The 14,877-nt window shown below is 35.7% G+C and carries 14 protein-coding genes; 4 read left to right on the forward strand and 10 right to left on the reverse strand.

Going from position 1 to position 14,877, the window contains the following annotated elements:
* Positions 1 to 22 precede the first annotated feature (22 nt).
* The 7 genes from OLM57_RS17845 to OLM57_RS17875 form a co-directional block, all read right to left on the reverse strand.
* A complete protein-coding gene (locus OLM57_RS17845) occupies positions 23 to 1,963 on the reverse strand; it encodes a DEAD/DEAH box helicase (protein WP_264565040.1) in 1,941 nt (646 codons plus the stop codon).
* A gap of 204 nt (positions 1,964 to 2,167) precedes the next feature.
* Positions 2,168 to 2,746 (reverse strand): non-canonical purine NTP diphosphatase, encoded by a 579-nt coding sequence (locus OLM57_RS17850; RefSeq protein ID WP_264565041.1) that lies wholly within the window; start codon positions 2,744 to 2,746, stop codon positions 2,168 to 2,170.
* 408 nt (positions 2,747 to 3,154) lie between these two features.
* Complete coding sequence (locus OLM57_RS17855; RefSeq protein WP_264565042.1) at positions 3,155 to 4,663, reverse strand: FMN-binding glutamate synthase family protein; 1,509 nt, start codon at positions 4,661 to 4,663, stop codon at positions 3,155 to 3,157.
* 55 nt (positions 4,664 to 4,718) lie between these two features.
* Positions 4,719 to 5,507, reverse strand: a complete 789-nt coding sequence (locus tag OLM57_RS17860; RefSeq protein WP_264565043.1) for an NYN domain-containing protein — start codon at positions 5,505 to 5,507, stop codon at positions 4,719 to 4,721.
* A gap of 215 nt (positions 5,508 to 5,722) precedes the next feature.
* Positions 5,723 to 6,121 carry a hypothetical protein gene (locus OLM57_RS17865; protein WP_264565044.1) on the reverse strand — a complete coding sequence of 133 codons (399 nt, stop codon included), beginning with the start codon at positions 6,119 to 6,121 and terminating at the stop codon, positions 5,723 to 5,725.
* Between the two features lie 213 nt (positions 6,122 to 6,334).
* The gene (locus tag OLM57_RS17870) at positions 6,335 to 6,937 is read right to left on the reverse strand and encodes a hypothetical protein (protein WP_264565045.1); all 603 of its coding nucleotides are present in this window, start codon (positions 6,935 to 6,937) and stop codon (positions 6,335 to 6,337) included.
* 372 nt (positions 6,938 to 7,309) lie between these two features.
* Positions 7,310 to 8,572 carry an aminotransferase class I/II-fold pyridoxal phosphate-dependent enzyme gene (locus OLM57_RS17875; RefSeq protein WP_264565046.1) on the reverse strand — a complete coding sequence of 421 codons (1,263 nt, stop codon included), beginning with the start codon at positions 8,570 to 8,572 and terminating at the stop codon, positions 7,310 to 7,312.
* 329 nt (positions 8,573 to 8,901) lie between these two features.
* Between OLM57_RS17875 and OLM57_RS17880 the strand changes: the two genes are divergently transcribed.
* The 3 genes from OLM57_RS17880 to OLM57_RS17890 are packed head-to-tail and all read left to right on the forward strand — an operon-like array spanning position 8,902 to position 11,097.
* Entirely contained in the window at positions 8,902 to 9,726 is an 825-nt protein-coding gene (locus tag OLM57_RS17880) for an alpha/beta hydrolase (RefSeq protein ID WP_264565047.1), read from the forward strand.
* 2 nt (positions 9,727 to 9,728) lie between these two features.
* Positions 9,729 to 10,277, forward strand: coding sequence for an RBBP9/YdeN family alpha/beta hydrolase (locus OLM57_RS17885; RefSeq protein WP_264565048.1), 549 nt, complete (start codon positions 9,729 to 9,731; stop codon positions 10,275 to 10,277).
* Between the two features lies 1 nt (position 10,278).
* Positions 10,279 to 11,097, forward strand: coding sequence for a sulfurtransferase (locus OLM57_RS17890; RefSeq protein WP_264565049.1), 819 nt, complete (start codon positions 10,279 to 10,281; stop codon positions 11,095 to 11,097).
* A gap of 48 nt (positions 11,098 to 11,145) precedes the next feature.
* Here OLM57_RS17890 and OLM57_RS17895 read toward each other — a convergent pair whose 3' ends face one another.
* Positions 11,146 to 11,481 carry a tRNA-binding protein gene (locus tag OLM57_RS17895; protein WP_264565050.1) on the reverse strand — a complete coding sequence of 112 codons (336 nt, stop codon included), beginning with the start codon at positions 11,479 to 11,481 and terminating at the stop codon, positions 11,146 to 11,148.
* A gap of 129 nt (positions 11,482 to 11,610) precedes the next feature.
* Here OLM57_RS17895 and OLM57_RS17900 point away from each other — a divergent pair, with 129 nt between their 5' ends.
* Positions 11,611 to 12,525, forward strand: a complete 915-nt coding sequence (locus OLM57_RS17900) for an alpha/beta fold hydrolase (RefSeq protein ID WP_264565051.1) — start codon at positions 11,611 to 11,613, stop codon at positions 12,523 to 12,525.
* A gap of 91 nt (positions 12,526 to 12,616) precedes the next feature.
* Here OLM57_RS17900 and OLM57_RS17905 read toward each other — a convergent pair whose 3' ends face one another.
* Both OLM57_RS17905 and OLM57_RS17910 read right to left on the reverse strand, forming a co-directional pair.
* Complete coding sequence (locus OLM57_RS17905; RefSeq protein ID WP_264565052.1) at positions 12,617 to 13,549, reverse strand: peptidylprolyl isomerase; 933 nt, start codon at positions 13,547 to 13,549, stop codon at positions 12,617 to 12,619.
* A gap of 129 nt (positions 13,550 to 13,678) precedes the next feature.
* Positions 13,679 to 14,848 (reverse strand): dipeptidase, encoded by a 1,170-nt coding sequence (locus OLM57_RS17910; RefSeq protein WP_264565053.1) that lies wholly within the window; start codon positions 14,846 to 14,848, stop codon positions 13,679 to 13,681.
* Between the last annotated feature and the right edge of the window lie 29 nt (positions 14,849 to 14,877).

Genomic DNA, 14,877 nt, shown 5'->3' on the forward strand with positions numbered 1-14,877 from the left:
AGAAAATTAACAAAATGAATTGTTAGTCTCTTCTTGGTCTTCTTGGTCTTGGTGCGTCACCAAAACTTTCAGAACGTCTTGGAGCTCTGTCTGATGAACCTTCAGATCTTGGCGCTCTGTCTGATGAGAAACCACCTTCTCTTCTTGGAGCTGAACTTCTTGATTCGCTTCTTGGTCCAAAACCACCTTCTCTAGGAGCCGAACTTCTGTCGCTTCTAAATCCGCCTGATCCTTCTCTTCTTGGAGCAAAACTTCCTTCTCTTCTTGGAGCTGAGCTTCTGCTTCCACCGAATCCACCACCTGAGCTTCTTCCATTGTGATCACGTCTTCCGCCACCGTCATTTTTAGAAATTTCAACATTGATACGACGTCCTTCTAATTGTACGTTGTTCAATATTTCCATTACTTTATCAGTGTGTTCTGGATCTGTGTTGAAGAAAGAGAAACCTTCTTTTACATCTACTTTGAAAACGTCATCACGACCTAAGTCTAATGTTTCTTTCAAGTAATCTTTTAATGACATCCAATCGAAATTGTCTCTAGAACCGATGTTTACAAAGTATCTTGTAGCACCTCCATTATTATTTTCTCTTGGAGCTCCGTCTCTATCGTCACGGTCACGTCTTTCAGAACCAGAAGATTGATTAGAAATGTCTCTGTTTTTCTTATAGTAAGTAATAAAACGGTTAAATTCTACTGATACCATTTTCTTGATTAGTTCTTCTTTCGACAAACCTTCAAGTACACTGTTAATTGCTGGTAAGTAGTTGTCAATTTCATGATCAACTTCAGTATCTTTAATCTTATTGGCTAAGTGCAATAATTGAATTTCGCAGATTTCAATTCCAGAAGGGATTGTTTTTTCTTCGAATTTTTGTTTGATGATTCTTTCGATAGAAGAAATTTTACGCAATTCGCTTTTTGTAACGATTACGATAGAAGTTCCTAATTTACCTGCACGACCTGTACGACCTGAACGGTGATTGTACGTTTCGATTTCGTCAGGAAGTTGGTAATTTACTACGTGAGTAATATTGTCAACGTCAATTCCACGAGCAGCAACGTCAGTCGCAACAAGCATTTGGATTTGTCTTCCTCTAAAAGATTTCATTACACCATCACGTTGCGCTTGGGATAAATCTCCGTGCAATGCAGCAGCGCTGTATCCGTCTTCGATTAATTTTTCGGCAACCGCTTGTGTATCACGTTTTGTTCTACAGAAAACTACAGAGAAAATGTCTGGATTAGCATCGGCCAAACGTTTCAAAGCTTCGTAACGATCACGAGCATTTACTAAGTAAAATTCGTGAGATACGGTAGCTGAACCAGAGTTTTTAGTACCAACTGTAATTTCAATAGGGTCAGTCATGAATTGTTTTCCAATTCGTGCTACCTCTGCAGGCATAGTTGCAGAAAACAACCATGTGCTTTTTTCGTCAGGCGTAGTAGAAAGGATGTTTACGATATCTTCGTAGAAACCCATATTCAACATTTCGTCTGCTTCGTCAAGGATACAATAGTTAATTTGAGAAATGTTTACCAATCCTCTGTTTATCATATCTTGCATTCTACCAGGAGTCGCCACAATAATCTGTGCGCCTCTTTTAATGTCTCTCGCTTGTTCTGTAATGCTAGCCCCGCCGTAAACTGCTACCACATTAATACCTTTTTCGTATTTTGAGTAGTTTTTAATTTCGTTGGTAATCTGCAAACACAATTCACGTGTTGGAGATAAAATCAATGCTTGTGTATTTCTATTGTTGGCATCAATTTTCTGAATGACTGGAAAACCAAAAGCTGCCGTTTTCCCTGTCCCTGTCTGAGCCAACGCAACTAAATCTGTGTCTTTTTCCAATAATAGGGGAATCGCTTTCTCCTGTACTTCGGTCGGATTCTCAAATCCTAGATCTAAAATCGCCTTCAGTAACGATTCACTCAATCCTAATTGTTCAAATTTATTCATATATATTTTTAAAATAGGGTGCAAAATTACTGTTTATAATCCATATAAACTAATGCAATTTTAAGATTTAATGTTTTATTAGTATTTGATAATCAGAAAGTTGAATTTCAAATTTGAATTTTGAATTTTTGAATTCTAAATTTTATTACAAAAAAACGCCCTGAAATTTAAATTTTAGAGCGTAAATTGTTGTATTTCGAACAATTATTTTTGCTTTTGCAAAAAGGCAATTAATTCTTGTGTTGCAATTCCCCTGTGGCTAATTTTATTTTTGGTTTCTAATGACAATTGCGCAAATGTTTCCTCGTAATTTTCAGGTCTAAAAATGGGATCGTAACCAAAACCTTGATTGCCCATTTTTGTCAAGGTGATTTCGCCTCGGGCAATTCCCGTAAAAAGATATTGCTCTCCTTTTAGATTTAAAGCAATTACAGTTTTAAATTGGGCACCCCTATCTTTTTTATTTTCAAGATTCAAAAGTAGTTTATCCATATTGTCTTCAGACGAGCGTTGCTCTCCCGCATAACGAGCAGAATAAACTCCCGGAGCACCATTTAAAGAATCCACTTCAAGTCCGGTATCATCAGCAAAACAATCATAACCGTATTTCAGGGTTACATAATTGGCTTTCATGATCGCATTCCCCTCAATTGTATCTGCCGTTTCTGGAATTTCTTCATGGCAGCCAATACTTTTTAGACTGATGATTTCAATACTTTGGGGCATCATGCTTTGTATTTCCTTAAATTTATTTTCGTTATTGGTAGCAAAGACAATTTTCATTTTTGAGTGTTTTATGATTAAGGAAATAACAGCCAAAGTTACAATGTTTTGTTCAAAATACAGCCTGTACTGAAGCTTTACTGGACTCAAAAATTTAAAATAAAACAATCTTATACTACCAATATCTTACTTTTAATAATTTAAGATTAGTCCTTTTTTTAATAAAATAAAAATGAGTTAAAATAGAGTTAAAACACTTGTTTTCAGTATTTTAAACATAAATAAATTGTAAATTTGAATGTGGTTCTGATTAATTACTTGAGCATATAATATCACAAATATTCAATATTAGAAAAAGTATTCTCAATAGTCAGCTATACCGAATTTAAGTATAAGTTAGATAATGATAAATCAGAACTTACAAAATTGGAGAGTCTTGAAAAGCTCTCCTTTTTTTGTGTGATGTACCTAATGTATGCTTACGTTTGTTAGGTTATCGGGAAAATAATGATTGGCAAGATTAGAGAACTCATCACCGCGCATAAAAATATTAATATCAACTTCGGAATAACTGGTTTTTCCAGCTGCAGCCAAAAGTTCATTAGCGGCATGCAAAGTATTTTTATGAAAAAGATACACACGCTCTGATTTGTCTGTAACTACCAAACCTTTCATCAACATTTTGTCTTGGGTTGCAACTCCCGTTGGACATTGATTGTTATGACAACGCAAAGCCTGAATGCATCCCAACGAGAACATAAAACCTCTTGCGCTATTACACATATCTGCTCCCAAGGCTATAGCATGCAAAATAGAATAACCCGAAATGATTTTTCCGCTACCTATAATTCTTATTTTGTCCCGAATGTTTAATTCTATTAATGTTTTGTTGACAAAAATCAATGCGGGTTCAAATGGAACGCCTACACCATCTGAAAATTCTAGTGGTGCAGCTCCGGTTCCTCCTTCGGCTCCATCGACAGTTATAAAATCCGGATAACAATCAGCGGCAATCATTTCGTGGCAAATAGTTTCGAACTCAGAAGTATTACCGATACAAAGTTTAAAACCAATTGGTTTCCCCCCCGATAATTCGCGGAGTTTTGCAATAAATTCAACCAAGCCTTTGGCATCCGAAAAAGCACTATGTGAAGGCGGAGACAAAATTAATGTATTTGCCAATACGCCTCTTATTTTTGCAATTTGTTCGGTATTTTTGGCAGCTGGTAGCACTCCCCCATGACCCGGTTTTGCTCCTTGCGAAAGTTTGATTTCAATCATTTTTACCTGTGGAAGTTTGGCTTTTTCTGTAAATTTTCCGCCATCAAAACCACCTCTGTCATCACGGCAACCAAAATACCCTGTTCCAATTTGCCACGTGACATCTCCCCCTTGCAGGTGAAACTCGGTAAGCCCGCCCTCACCAGTGTTGTGGTAAAAGCTTCCCATTTGAGCACCTCTGTTTAAGGCTCGAATGGCATTTTCGCTCAACGACCCAAAACTCATTGCAGAAATATTGAATAAAGATGCCGAATAAGGCTGTGTGCAAGCAGGCCCTCCAACCATTACTCTTGGTAAATTATCGTTGACTTTGGCAGGAAAAATTGAATGTTTAATTCCTTCGTAATCGATAGTATTAATATTTAATTGGGTTCCAAAAGGAGTATTGGCATCTATATTTTTGGCTCTTTGGTAAACAAGAGAACGTTGGTTTCTTGAGAATGGTTTTCCATCGGTGCTGCGTTCTATAAAGTATTGCTGAATTTCGGGTGCTATCATTTCAAACAAATAACGAAAATAGCCCAAAACTGGAAAATTTCTAAGAATGGTATGTTTCTTTTGAATGGTATTAAAAAATCCAATAATTATCAAAAGTATCATTACTGCCGAAAATACAAATCCTGTTTTCAGATAATAATTAAATAATAGAGATATAAGTAATAGCGACATACCAATTGCAAACAATTTTTTTCTCATATTTGAACCATTTTAAATTTAGCATTGAGTTAATCTTTTGATATAAAAAAACTGACTACGTATAACGCAATCGAACATACACATGTTTGATTCCTTTTTTGTCTGAATCCCTTTCGTCTATTTCAAGAATATCGGTGAGGGATTTCAGCATAGGTGTCAGTTTTGAAAACCCATAACTTCTGGGATCAAACTCGGGTTTCTTCTTTACGATTAGGTTACCCACATCACCAAGAAAAGCCCATCCATCATCATCACCAATGGCATCAATAGTGTCTTCTATCAACTCTATGGTTTTATTGTCGACTTTTATTGTGACTTCTTTTTCAACCACTTTTTTGGTGTCTTTGGTATCTGCAACCGGTGTTGAAGTGGTTGTTTTTGGTTTTTTCTTTTTGATGGCTCCATCCAAAACTTCGATGTAAATAAATCGGTCACAGGCAACAATAAAAGAATTGGGTGTTTTTTTCTCTCCTATCCCGATGACTTTCATGCCCGATTCTCTCAATCGAATGGCCAATCTGGTAAAGTCACTATCGCTCGAAACGATACAAAAACCATCCACTTTATCCGAATACAATAAATCCATTGCGTCTATAATCATCGCCGAGTCGGAAGAGTTTTTCCCTACGGTATAACTGTATTGCTGAATGGGTGTAATGGCGTGTTCCAGTAAAACACTTTTCCAACCGCCGGCGTTGGGTTTGGTCCAATCGGCATAAATGCGTTTGGTTGTTGGGGTGCCAAACTTGGCAATTTCTTCCATCATTCCTTTTACATTGCTGTAAGGAACATTGTCGGCATCAATAAGTACGGCAAGTTTTAGTTCTTTTGTAATTTGAGACATCTTTCAATTTTGATTTTAGACTTTAGATTAGTAAGGATTGTGGAATTCCCATATTGCAATTGATATTGATATTGCAAGCTGATTCAAATATACGTTTTTTATTAAAGAAAGTTATTATTACAACTTTGCCTGATGGTTTTGTTTTTTATTAAGCCAATTGCTCAAATCATATGTATCTGGCAGATGGTTATTTTACTTTTGATTTTCTTCTAAAATTATTCTTCAATACTGAATCCTGATTTTTTTATTAAATCAACATTAGTTATTCGCACCTTAGGATTTACAATTATTATTTTGGGATATTTTGAAATATGTTTTGCAAAATAATAAGCGTTTAGCTTTAAACTAGCAATAATTTTTGTTTCATTTTCAGAATTAAAGACACTACAATTAATTCCAGAATTTGAAGTAACAATTAACGAATCGTTTAAATAATATGAAAAATAAAAATTTGTTGTTTTTGGTAATTCTTCTTTTTTAATAAATTTTACAACAATAATTTTACCGCTTTCACTTACTTGATTCTTTAACCAAAAATCTCTACATATTAATGCCAAAAGAATTAACACCAAAACGAGAACCAAAATTTTCCCTAAATTTAATTTAGTTTTCAATTAATACGATTTTTTAATATTTAGCTTTTTTCTTCTGTTAAGACTATAATGACTGTCTGCTTAACGTTCCACCACTAGAGCAGTTTTCGGACCAAATTAAGCCATTATTCGGATTTGCCACCAGAGCGATCGCGAACAGGCGAAACAAATCTCTCAAATACAAAACCATTAAGCCAATTGCCCAAATCCGTTTTAGTACATGTTAAGAAACGTTTATTTTGTAAATCCTATGACATTCTTTTCGAAATTAAATAGGGAATTTAATTCTTCTCGCTTTTTCTCAAATTCGACTTTTTTAATTGCCTCGATTTTTTTTAGCCATTGCAAATTGTTTAATTGTTTTTCATAAGAAACGTTACGGTTTAATTCTGAATAAGTTTCTCTTAAATATTTATTCCTTGTATCGAAAAGTGACTGAATAAAACTGTTGACTTCATCCTTATCTGGAACATTTTTAAATATAAAAAGATAAGTGTTGTTTTGAACTTTTATTTTCCACAAATTTTCTCTTGTAATAAAATAAAAAATTGCACCAACAATAAAGCTTAAAGTCCAAAACTTCCATATATCTGGATCAAAATCTTTATCACTTCTGTAAATTATTGAAACAAGCGAAAAAAGAAGAAGAGTGGCTGAAATTAATGAAACGTAAAAATTTGAGATTATATGTGATTCTTTAAAATTAGTTAATTCTTCAAAAGGTATATTGATTTCACTTTCATTTCCAAATTTTGATGATTTGTAGAACACTTTATTTTCATGAATTATTATTTTACGAATTGTAAAAAATCTCTTTTGATGTAATTCTAATTCCATAGTTTCTGTTAAATGTTACCTAACTTAAATATACCCAAAACAAAGCTTCATATAAGCATCTGCTAGTTGGAGAGATTGGCGAAGATTTATTTCCTTTGAATGCTTTTCAAATATAGAAAATAATAATCATAATCCTGCAAAGTACGATTTCTATTCTATTGCATTCTTCATGCCATTCGAATAGCTTGTCATTGCGTCGAAGTAATAAATTTTAATTTACATTTCATTATTTCGAAATAATTTGTAGTGTTAAAAAACGAACTTTTTCTTTCCAGCTAATGGGCTTATTAAATTTTAAAACAAAAAAAATCCATTCGCAATAACGAATGGATTTTTAAGCTAAGCAAAGCCTATTGTGACTAATTATATCTACTAAGCGTCGTGATCGACTTTTGTTCTGCTTGCAATTTCTTTGTACGTTCCGTTTACCAATTTCTCACGAATCGCTTCAAAAGCAGTTAGCGTTTCGGCAATGTCGCTTAATGTGTGAGAAGCAGTTGGAATAACGCGCAATAAAATCATTCCTTTTGGAATAACCGGATAAATTACTATCGACAAGAAAATACCATAATTTTCTCTTAAGTCATTTACCATTACCATTGCTTCAGGTACGCTTCCTTCCAGATAAACTGGCGTAACACAAGTATTGGTATCACCAATATTAAATCCTTTGTTTCTCAAACCACTTTGCAAAGCATTTACATTTTCCCATAATTTGTCTTTCAATCCTGGGTTATCACGCAACAACTGCAAACGTTTTAACGAACCAATAGTTTGGATCATCGGCAATGCTTTGGCAAACATCTGAGAACGCAAGTTGTATTTTAAATAATCGATAATGTCTTTGTCTGCTGCTACAAAAGCACCAATGTTAGCCATTGATTTGGCAAACGTAGAGAAGTATACATCAATTCCGTCTTGACAATTTTGCTCTTCACCAGCTCCGGCACCTGTTTTTCCAAGTGTACCAAAACCGTGTGCATCATCAACTAGCAAACGAAAATTGTATTTCTCTTTCATCGCTACAATCTCTTTCAGCTTTCCTTGCTGACCGCGCATTCCAAAAACACCTTCGGTAATAAACAAGATGCCACCTCCAGTAGTTTCGGCTAGTTTTGTAGCACGATCCAAGTTTTTCTCCATGCTTTCGATGTCGTTGTGCTTGTATGTAAAACGTTTTCCGCTGTGTAAACGAACCCCGTCAATAATACAGGCGTGAGCATCTACATCATACACAATCACATCGTTTCTAGTAACCAAAGCATCAATGATAGACACCATTCCTTGGTAACCAAAATTCAATAAATAAGCTGATTCTTTCATTACAAAAGCAGCCAATTCATTTTCTAATTGTTCGTGATATTTAGTGTGACCGCTCATCATACGCGCACCCATTGGGGCAGCAGCACCATATTCGATAGCCGCATCTGCATCTGCTTTACGTACTTCTGGATGGTTTGCAAGACCTAAATAGTCATTCAAACTCCAGTTCAAAACCTCTTTTCCTTGAAATTTCATTCTCGGTCCTAAGTCTCCTTCTAATTTTGGGAATACAAAATAACCTTCTGCTTGCGATGCCCATTTTCCTAATGGACCTTTATTGTTTTGAATTCTTTCGAATAAATCTTTTACCATAATATATAATATGTACTACTATTAATTTTAAGAAGTCGCAAAAATAATTATTTATAATGTATTAGCACCTTGAAAATATATTTATTTTTTTAAATTCAAACCATTATAAATAGCAATCCTGTCATCCTGAGCCAAGTCGAATGTAGGAATCACTGTTTTGACAACAGGATTTATTCTTGCCTCCACTGGTTGTTGCAAGCTTGCGGCTATAGTGCTTTGTTATTGATTTTTTTTCAAAAGAGTCGTTTTAACACTTTATATTTTAATAAAAAGCTGTACTACCAAAGTGTAAAAAATCTGTACTTTTATGGTTCGAAAATAAAATGAAAATGAAAAAAATATTTCTTTCGTTACTGTTGTTGCTTTCTGTAACATTCATTGCTGCCCAAAAAACAAAATACAACACAATTAGTAATATTCCTTATTACAATGAGGCTACCGCCAATGCCGATACATATATAAAAGAGCGTTGTGTGCTCGATATTTATTACCCAAAAAATACCAAAGGGTTTACTACTGTGATTTGGTTTCACGGAGGTGGTTTAAGCTCCGGCAACAAAGAACTACCAGAAGGACTAATGGACAAAGGATTTTGTGTAGTTTCGGTAAATTATCGACTGTCCCCAAAAGTAAAAGTGCAAAAATGCATTGAAGATGCCGCAGCAGCCGTTGCTTGGACTTTCAAGAATATCGTCACTTACGGCGGAGACAATTCCTTGATTATCGTTTCTGGACATTCTGCGGGAGGTTATTTGGCATTAATGATTGCACTGGACAAAAAATGGTTGAAAGCTGCCGGAATAGAGGCCAATTCCATTGCAGGATTGATTCCGCTGAGTGGGCAAACCATTACCCATTTTGAAATTCGAAAAGAAAGAGGCATTCCGGATACTCAACCTGTAGTAGATGAGTTTGCCCCGTTGTATCACGTTCGTGCCGATGCACCACCCTTATTATTGATTACTGGCGACAGAGAGTTAGAAATGTTGGGGCGCTATGAAGAAAATGCCTATATGATGCGAATGATGAAAATTGCAGGTCACAAACAAACAACTTTGTATGAATTACAAGGTTTTGGACACAATATGACCGAACCCGCTTTTCCATTGGTGGTCAAAGAAATTCAAAGAATTACAGCTTTAAAAACAAAATAAAAATGAACCCGCACTTATTGATCATACCAGGACTTGGTGATTCTGGCGAAAAACACTGGCAAAGTTTTTGGTTGCAAAAATTTACTAATTCGACCAAAGTCATCCAAGATAATTGGGATGAACCTCAACTGAAGGAGTGGCTGGACCGCCTTGACAAAAACATTCAAAAATTAGAAGAACCAACAATTTTGGTGGCTCATAGTCTGGCTGTTTCCCTAGTGATGCATTGGGTTTCGCAAAACAGCAATCCAAACATTGTCGGAGCAATGCTTGTCGCTCCCGCCGATGTGGATTCGCCTGAACATACGCCCGCTTTTTTAAGACACTTTTCCCCCATTCCAACCCAAGCGGTTCCATTTCCGACGCTGGTTGTAGGGACCGAAAACGATACGTATATGTCGTTGAAAAGAGCCAAAGAATTGGCCAATTACTGGGGAAGTGATTTTATAAACGTTGGTTATAAAGGCCACATCAACTCCGATTCTAATTTGGAGTACTGGGAAGAAGGGCAAGTTTTTTTACAGCAATTAATTGCAAAAACAAATATCTAAAATGACAAATCCACTTGTATCAGCAACCTGGCTTCAAGAACATTTGAATGATTCAAATCTAATAGTACTTGAGGCAAGACTAGACCAAAATCAATCCAATCTGGAGAATCAAAATCCCGATTTACAAATAAAAGGCGCCCGTTTATTTGATATCAAAAATAATTTTAGCGATACCGGCAATCCGTTGCCCAACACTTTTCCTTCAGAAGAGCGATTCACCACTGAAAGCCAAAAATTAGGCATTAACCAAAACAGTACAATTGTCGTTTACGATACTTTAGGAATTTATTCGAGCCCAAGAGCCTGGTGGATGTTCAAGGCTATGGGACATTCGACTATTTTTGTATTGGATGGCGGACTTCCAGAATGGATTAAAGAAGGACTTCCAACTGAAAAACAACAGGAGGTTACTTTCCCAAAAGGTGATTTTGAAGCGAAATTCCAACCTGAATTAATCAAAAACAAAAAACAAATTCTGGAAAACATCACTACCAAAAAAGCAGTATTGATGGATGCCAGATCGGCAGACCGTTTTTACGCCTCACTCGAAGAACCAAGAGCTGGTTTAAGAAGTGGACACATTCCAGGTTCTATCAACATTCCTTTTACTGAATTGCAGCAAGACGGAAAATACAAATCAAAAGAAGAGTTAGCAGAAATATTAAAACTAAATGACCAGCCTTTATTTTTTACCTGTGGTTCGGGAATTACCGCTTGTATTGTTTTATTGGCCTGCGAATTGATTTCGGACAATCCGAAAGCGGTTTATGATGGTTCTTGGACAGAATGGGGTTCCAGTGATTTGCCTATTGAGAAATAAAATCAAAATATTGGATTGCTTTAAGAATGGGTAGTTTGTTTTATATAGCTACCCAATTCGCAATCCGTTTTCGATTTTAAAATCGGGTGCCAATAAAATCACATCTCCCTCCTCGCCTACAGCACCAAGCACTAGACATTCACTCATGAATTTTCCAATTTGTTTTTTAGGAAAATTGACAACCGCCACAATTTGCCTTCCCACTAAAACTTCTTTGGTATAGCGTTGGGTAATTTGCGCTGATGTTTTTCGGATTCCGATAGCAGTTCCAAAATCGATAGTGAGTTGAAAAGCTGGCTTTCGGGCTTCGGGAAAATCATTGACTTCGAGTATGGTTCCCACTCGCATCTCTACTCTTTCAAATTCTGACCAGCTTAAATCCATGATTATATAATTGAGTTTTAATAGAAACAAACATATCAATTTTACAACTATAGAACCAAATTATATAACTTTTTTTTGAAAGTACATTCTAATTTTACACCAGAATAATTACTCTTTTAAATTTAAAACATGGAAAATATTCAGCTCAAACCCAGCGAGTTCATAAAAGAACCTAATGATTCTCTTTTTGTCCTTAACACCGATAAATATATTGAAACGGCTCCGAATGTAAAGCTTTATCTTAAAGACTATGGAGAAGGCAAACCTGTTATTTTGATTCATGGCTGGCCGCTTTCAAATGAAATGTGGGAATATCAAATAGCCACATTAGTCGAAAATAATTTTAGGGTTATTGCTTATGACCGTCGTGGCTTTGGTAAATCGTCACAACCTTGGGACAGTTATAATTATGATACATTGACAGATGATTTACAGTCAATAATTGAACAATTGGAATTGAAAGAAGTTTCACTGGTAGGATTCTCCATGGGAGGAGGAGAAGTTGTTCGGTATTTTAGCCGCTACGCCGGAAAAGAAGTTGTAAAAGCAGTTTTGATTTCTTCTATAATCCCGTTTTTATTACAAACAAAAGACAATCCCGAAGGCAATCCAAAAGAAAAAAACGAAGCTACTGCAACGAAAATAAAAGACGACAGAATTGGTTTTATTGATAATTTCGGTAAAATGTTTTTTGGAGTCAACATTCCGACCAAACCAATTGACATTGCAAACAAGCCAATAGATACTCCATTACTTGAATATTATAGAATGTTATGTTCGTTTGCCTCTCCACGTGCCACCTTGGAATGTGCAAAATCTTTTTCGACAACAGATTTTAGAGACGAACTACATACCGTAAATGTGCCCACGCTAATCATACATGGAAGCGCAGACGAAATTGTTCCAATCGAAATATCTTCAGATAAAACATCGAAACTAATAAAAGACAACAAATATCTGATCTATGAAGATGCTCCACACGGATTATTTTACACAGCAAAAGAGAAATTAAATAAAGATCTGGTTGCCTTTTTAAAATCATAGTATTAATACAAAGAAATAATTGATTTAAATTAAAAAAACCCAAAACGGTATCGTTTTGGGTTTCCTATTTATTACTAATAATTTCTGAATATTATTTTACATCCATCAATTCTACGTCAAAAATCAAAGTCGCATTTGGCGGAATAACGCCTCCTGCTCCTGCTGGTCCATATCCTAAATCAGATGGGATCACAAAACGGGCTTTATCTCCCACTTGCAACAAAGCAATACCTTCGTCCCAACCTTCGATTACCTGGCCTTGTCCCAATCTGAATTCGATTGGTTTTTTTCTTGGGTAAGAAGAATCAAATACTTTTCCGTTTTCCAATGAACCTTCATAGTGAACAGCAACCGTTTTACCACTTTCTGCTTTTTTACCAGAACCTCTTTGGATAAATTGGTAACGCAAACCGCTTTCTGTTTTTTCAAAACCAGCCGCCAGTTTTTCCATTTTCGCTTCAGATTCTGCTTTCAAGGCTGCTTGTTTTTTCAAACGAGCTCCTTTCAAACCAACAAAAGCTTCAATAGCATTCCATTTTTGAGCTTCTTCACCAACTCTGATGATTTTAACAGATTCCAAAGCATCTCCTTGAGCAATAGTATCTACAACATCTTGTCCTTCTACTACATTTCCAAAAACCGTATGTTTGTCATCTAACCAAGGTGTTGCAATATGTGTGATAAAAAACTGAGACCCATTAGAACCTGGACCTGAATTTGCCATTGACAAAACACCAGGTGCATCGTGACGCAAATCTTGATGAAACTCATCGTCAAATTTGTATCCTGGATCTCCTGTTCCTGTTCCTAGTGGACATCCTCCCTGAATCATAAAATCAGGAATCACTCTGTGAAAATTTAAGCCATCATAGAATTTTTGTCCTTGAGGTTTAATTTTATTTTCCATGTTTCCCTCGGCAAGGGCAACAAAGTTCCCAACTGTTCCAGGAGTCAAATCGTGTGTTAGTTTTACCAAAATCGCGCCTTTTGCGGTATTGAATTTAGCGTATATTCCGTTTTCCATTGTGTTTGTTTTTTATTGAGGTGCAAATTTACGAATAAATTTAGAGAATGAGAAAATTTGAGGATTTGAATACAATATAATAGAATCCAGATTTGTTTTATCCCATTTTCCAAATCGCTTTGGCCTATCCTATTTTAGTTCATTTGCTTTTAAAACCCTTAAAAAATTACCGCCCAAAATTTTATTCAAATCTTGTTTACTATATCCTTTTTCCAATAATGCTTTTGTAATGAGAGGGTATTTTGTCACATCATCCATTTCTAAAGGAGGTGACTCAATACCGTCAAAATCCGATCCTATGCCAACATAATCAACACCAACCAACTTTATAATGTACTCAATATTATCTATTAGTACCGAAAAAGGAACCCGTAACGGCTCTACCTCATTTTTATATTTATCAAACAAAAAGGCTTCTCTTATGTCTTCTGTCATACCCGTTTTTGCAAGGGAATCATTTTCGACTGCATGTTTCTCCATAAAGACATCTTTGCCTTTCATATACTTATTATCCAAAAACCCAGAATAAAAATTGACTTGAATCACTCCTCCGTTTTTGGCAATGGCTTTTATCTGTTCATCGTTTAAATTGCGCTGATGCTGACATAGAGCATAAACAGAACTGTGCGAAGCAATCACAGGTTTGGTAGTAGTTTGCATAACATCCCAAAAAGTTTGAACTCCGACATGACTGACATCGACCAACATTCCTAAATTATTCATTTTTTTTACCACCTGTTTTCCAAAATCAGTCAGCCCTTTATGTGTCAACTCGGTGTTGAAAGTCTCATCATAAGCACTTGTCGCCCATGGCGTAGAATTATTCCAAGTAAGCGTCATGTATCTGGCACCACGTTGGTAGAAATAACTCAATTTATCCAAATCATTTTCGATCATGTGGCCACCTTCTACACCAAACATCGCCGCTATTTTATGTTGCTTTATGGCGTTATACAACTCTTTACTATTGGCGACTTTTACAATTTTATCCGGATTGCGTTTCAGGACTGCATCCAAAGAATCCATTTGGCGATTGGCAAAGGCATAAGGCTCTTTTTTATCCCCATCACAAAACACCGAAAAAAGTTGCACGTCAACGCCTCCTAGCTTCAATCGTGCCAAGTCACTGTGGGTTTTTCCAGTCAAATCGGTGTCGAAAACATACCCATAATCTGTTGTTTTCGAAAGAAAATCATTGTGTGTATCTACCATAATGGCATCGAAATGGATTTTCTCATAAGACTGTGCCACGAGTTGCTGTACTAATAAAATGCCAATTATTGTAGTTTTGATTTGCATTGTGATTATTTTAATTATTACATTTTAAA

The organism is Flavobacterium sp. N3904, from assembly GCF_025947305.1.
Taxonomy (GTDB): Bacteria; Bacteroidota; Bacteroidia; order Flavobacteriales; family Flavobacteriaceae; genus Flavobacterium.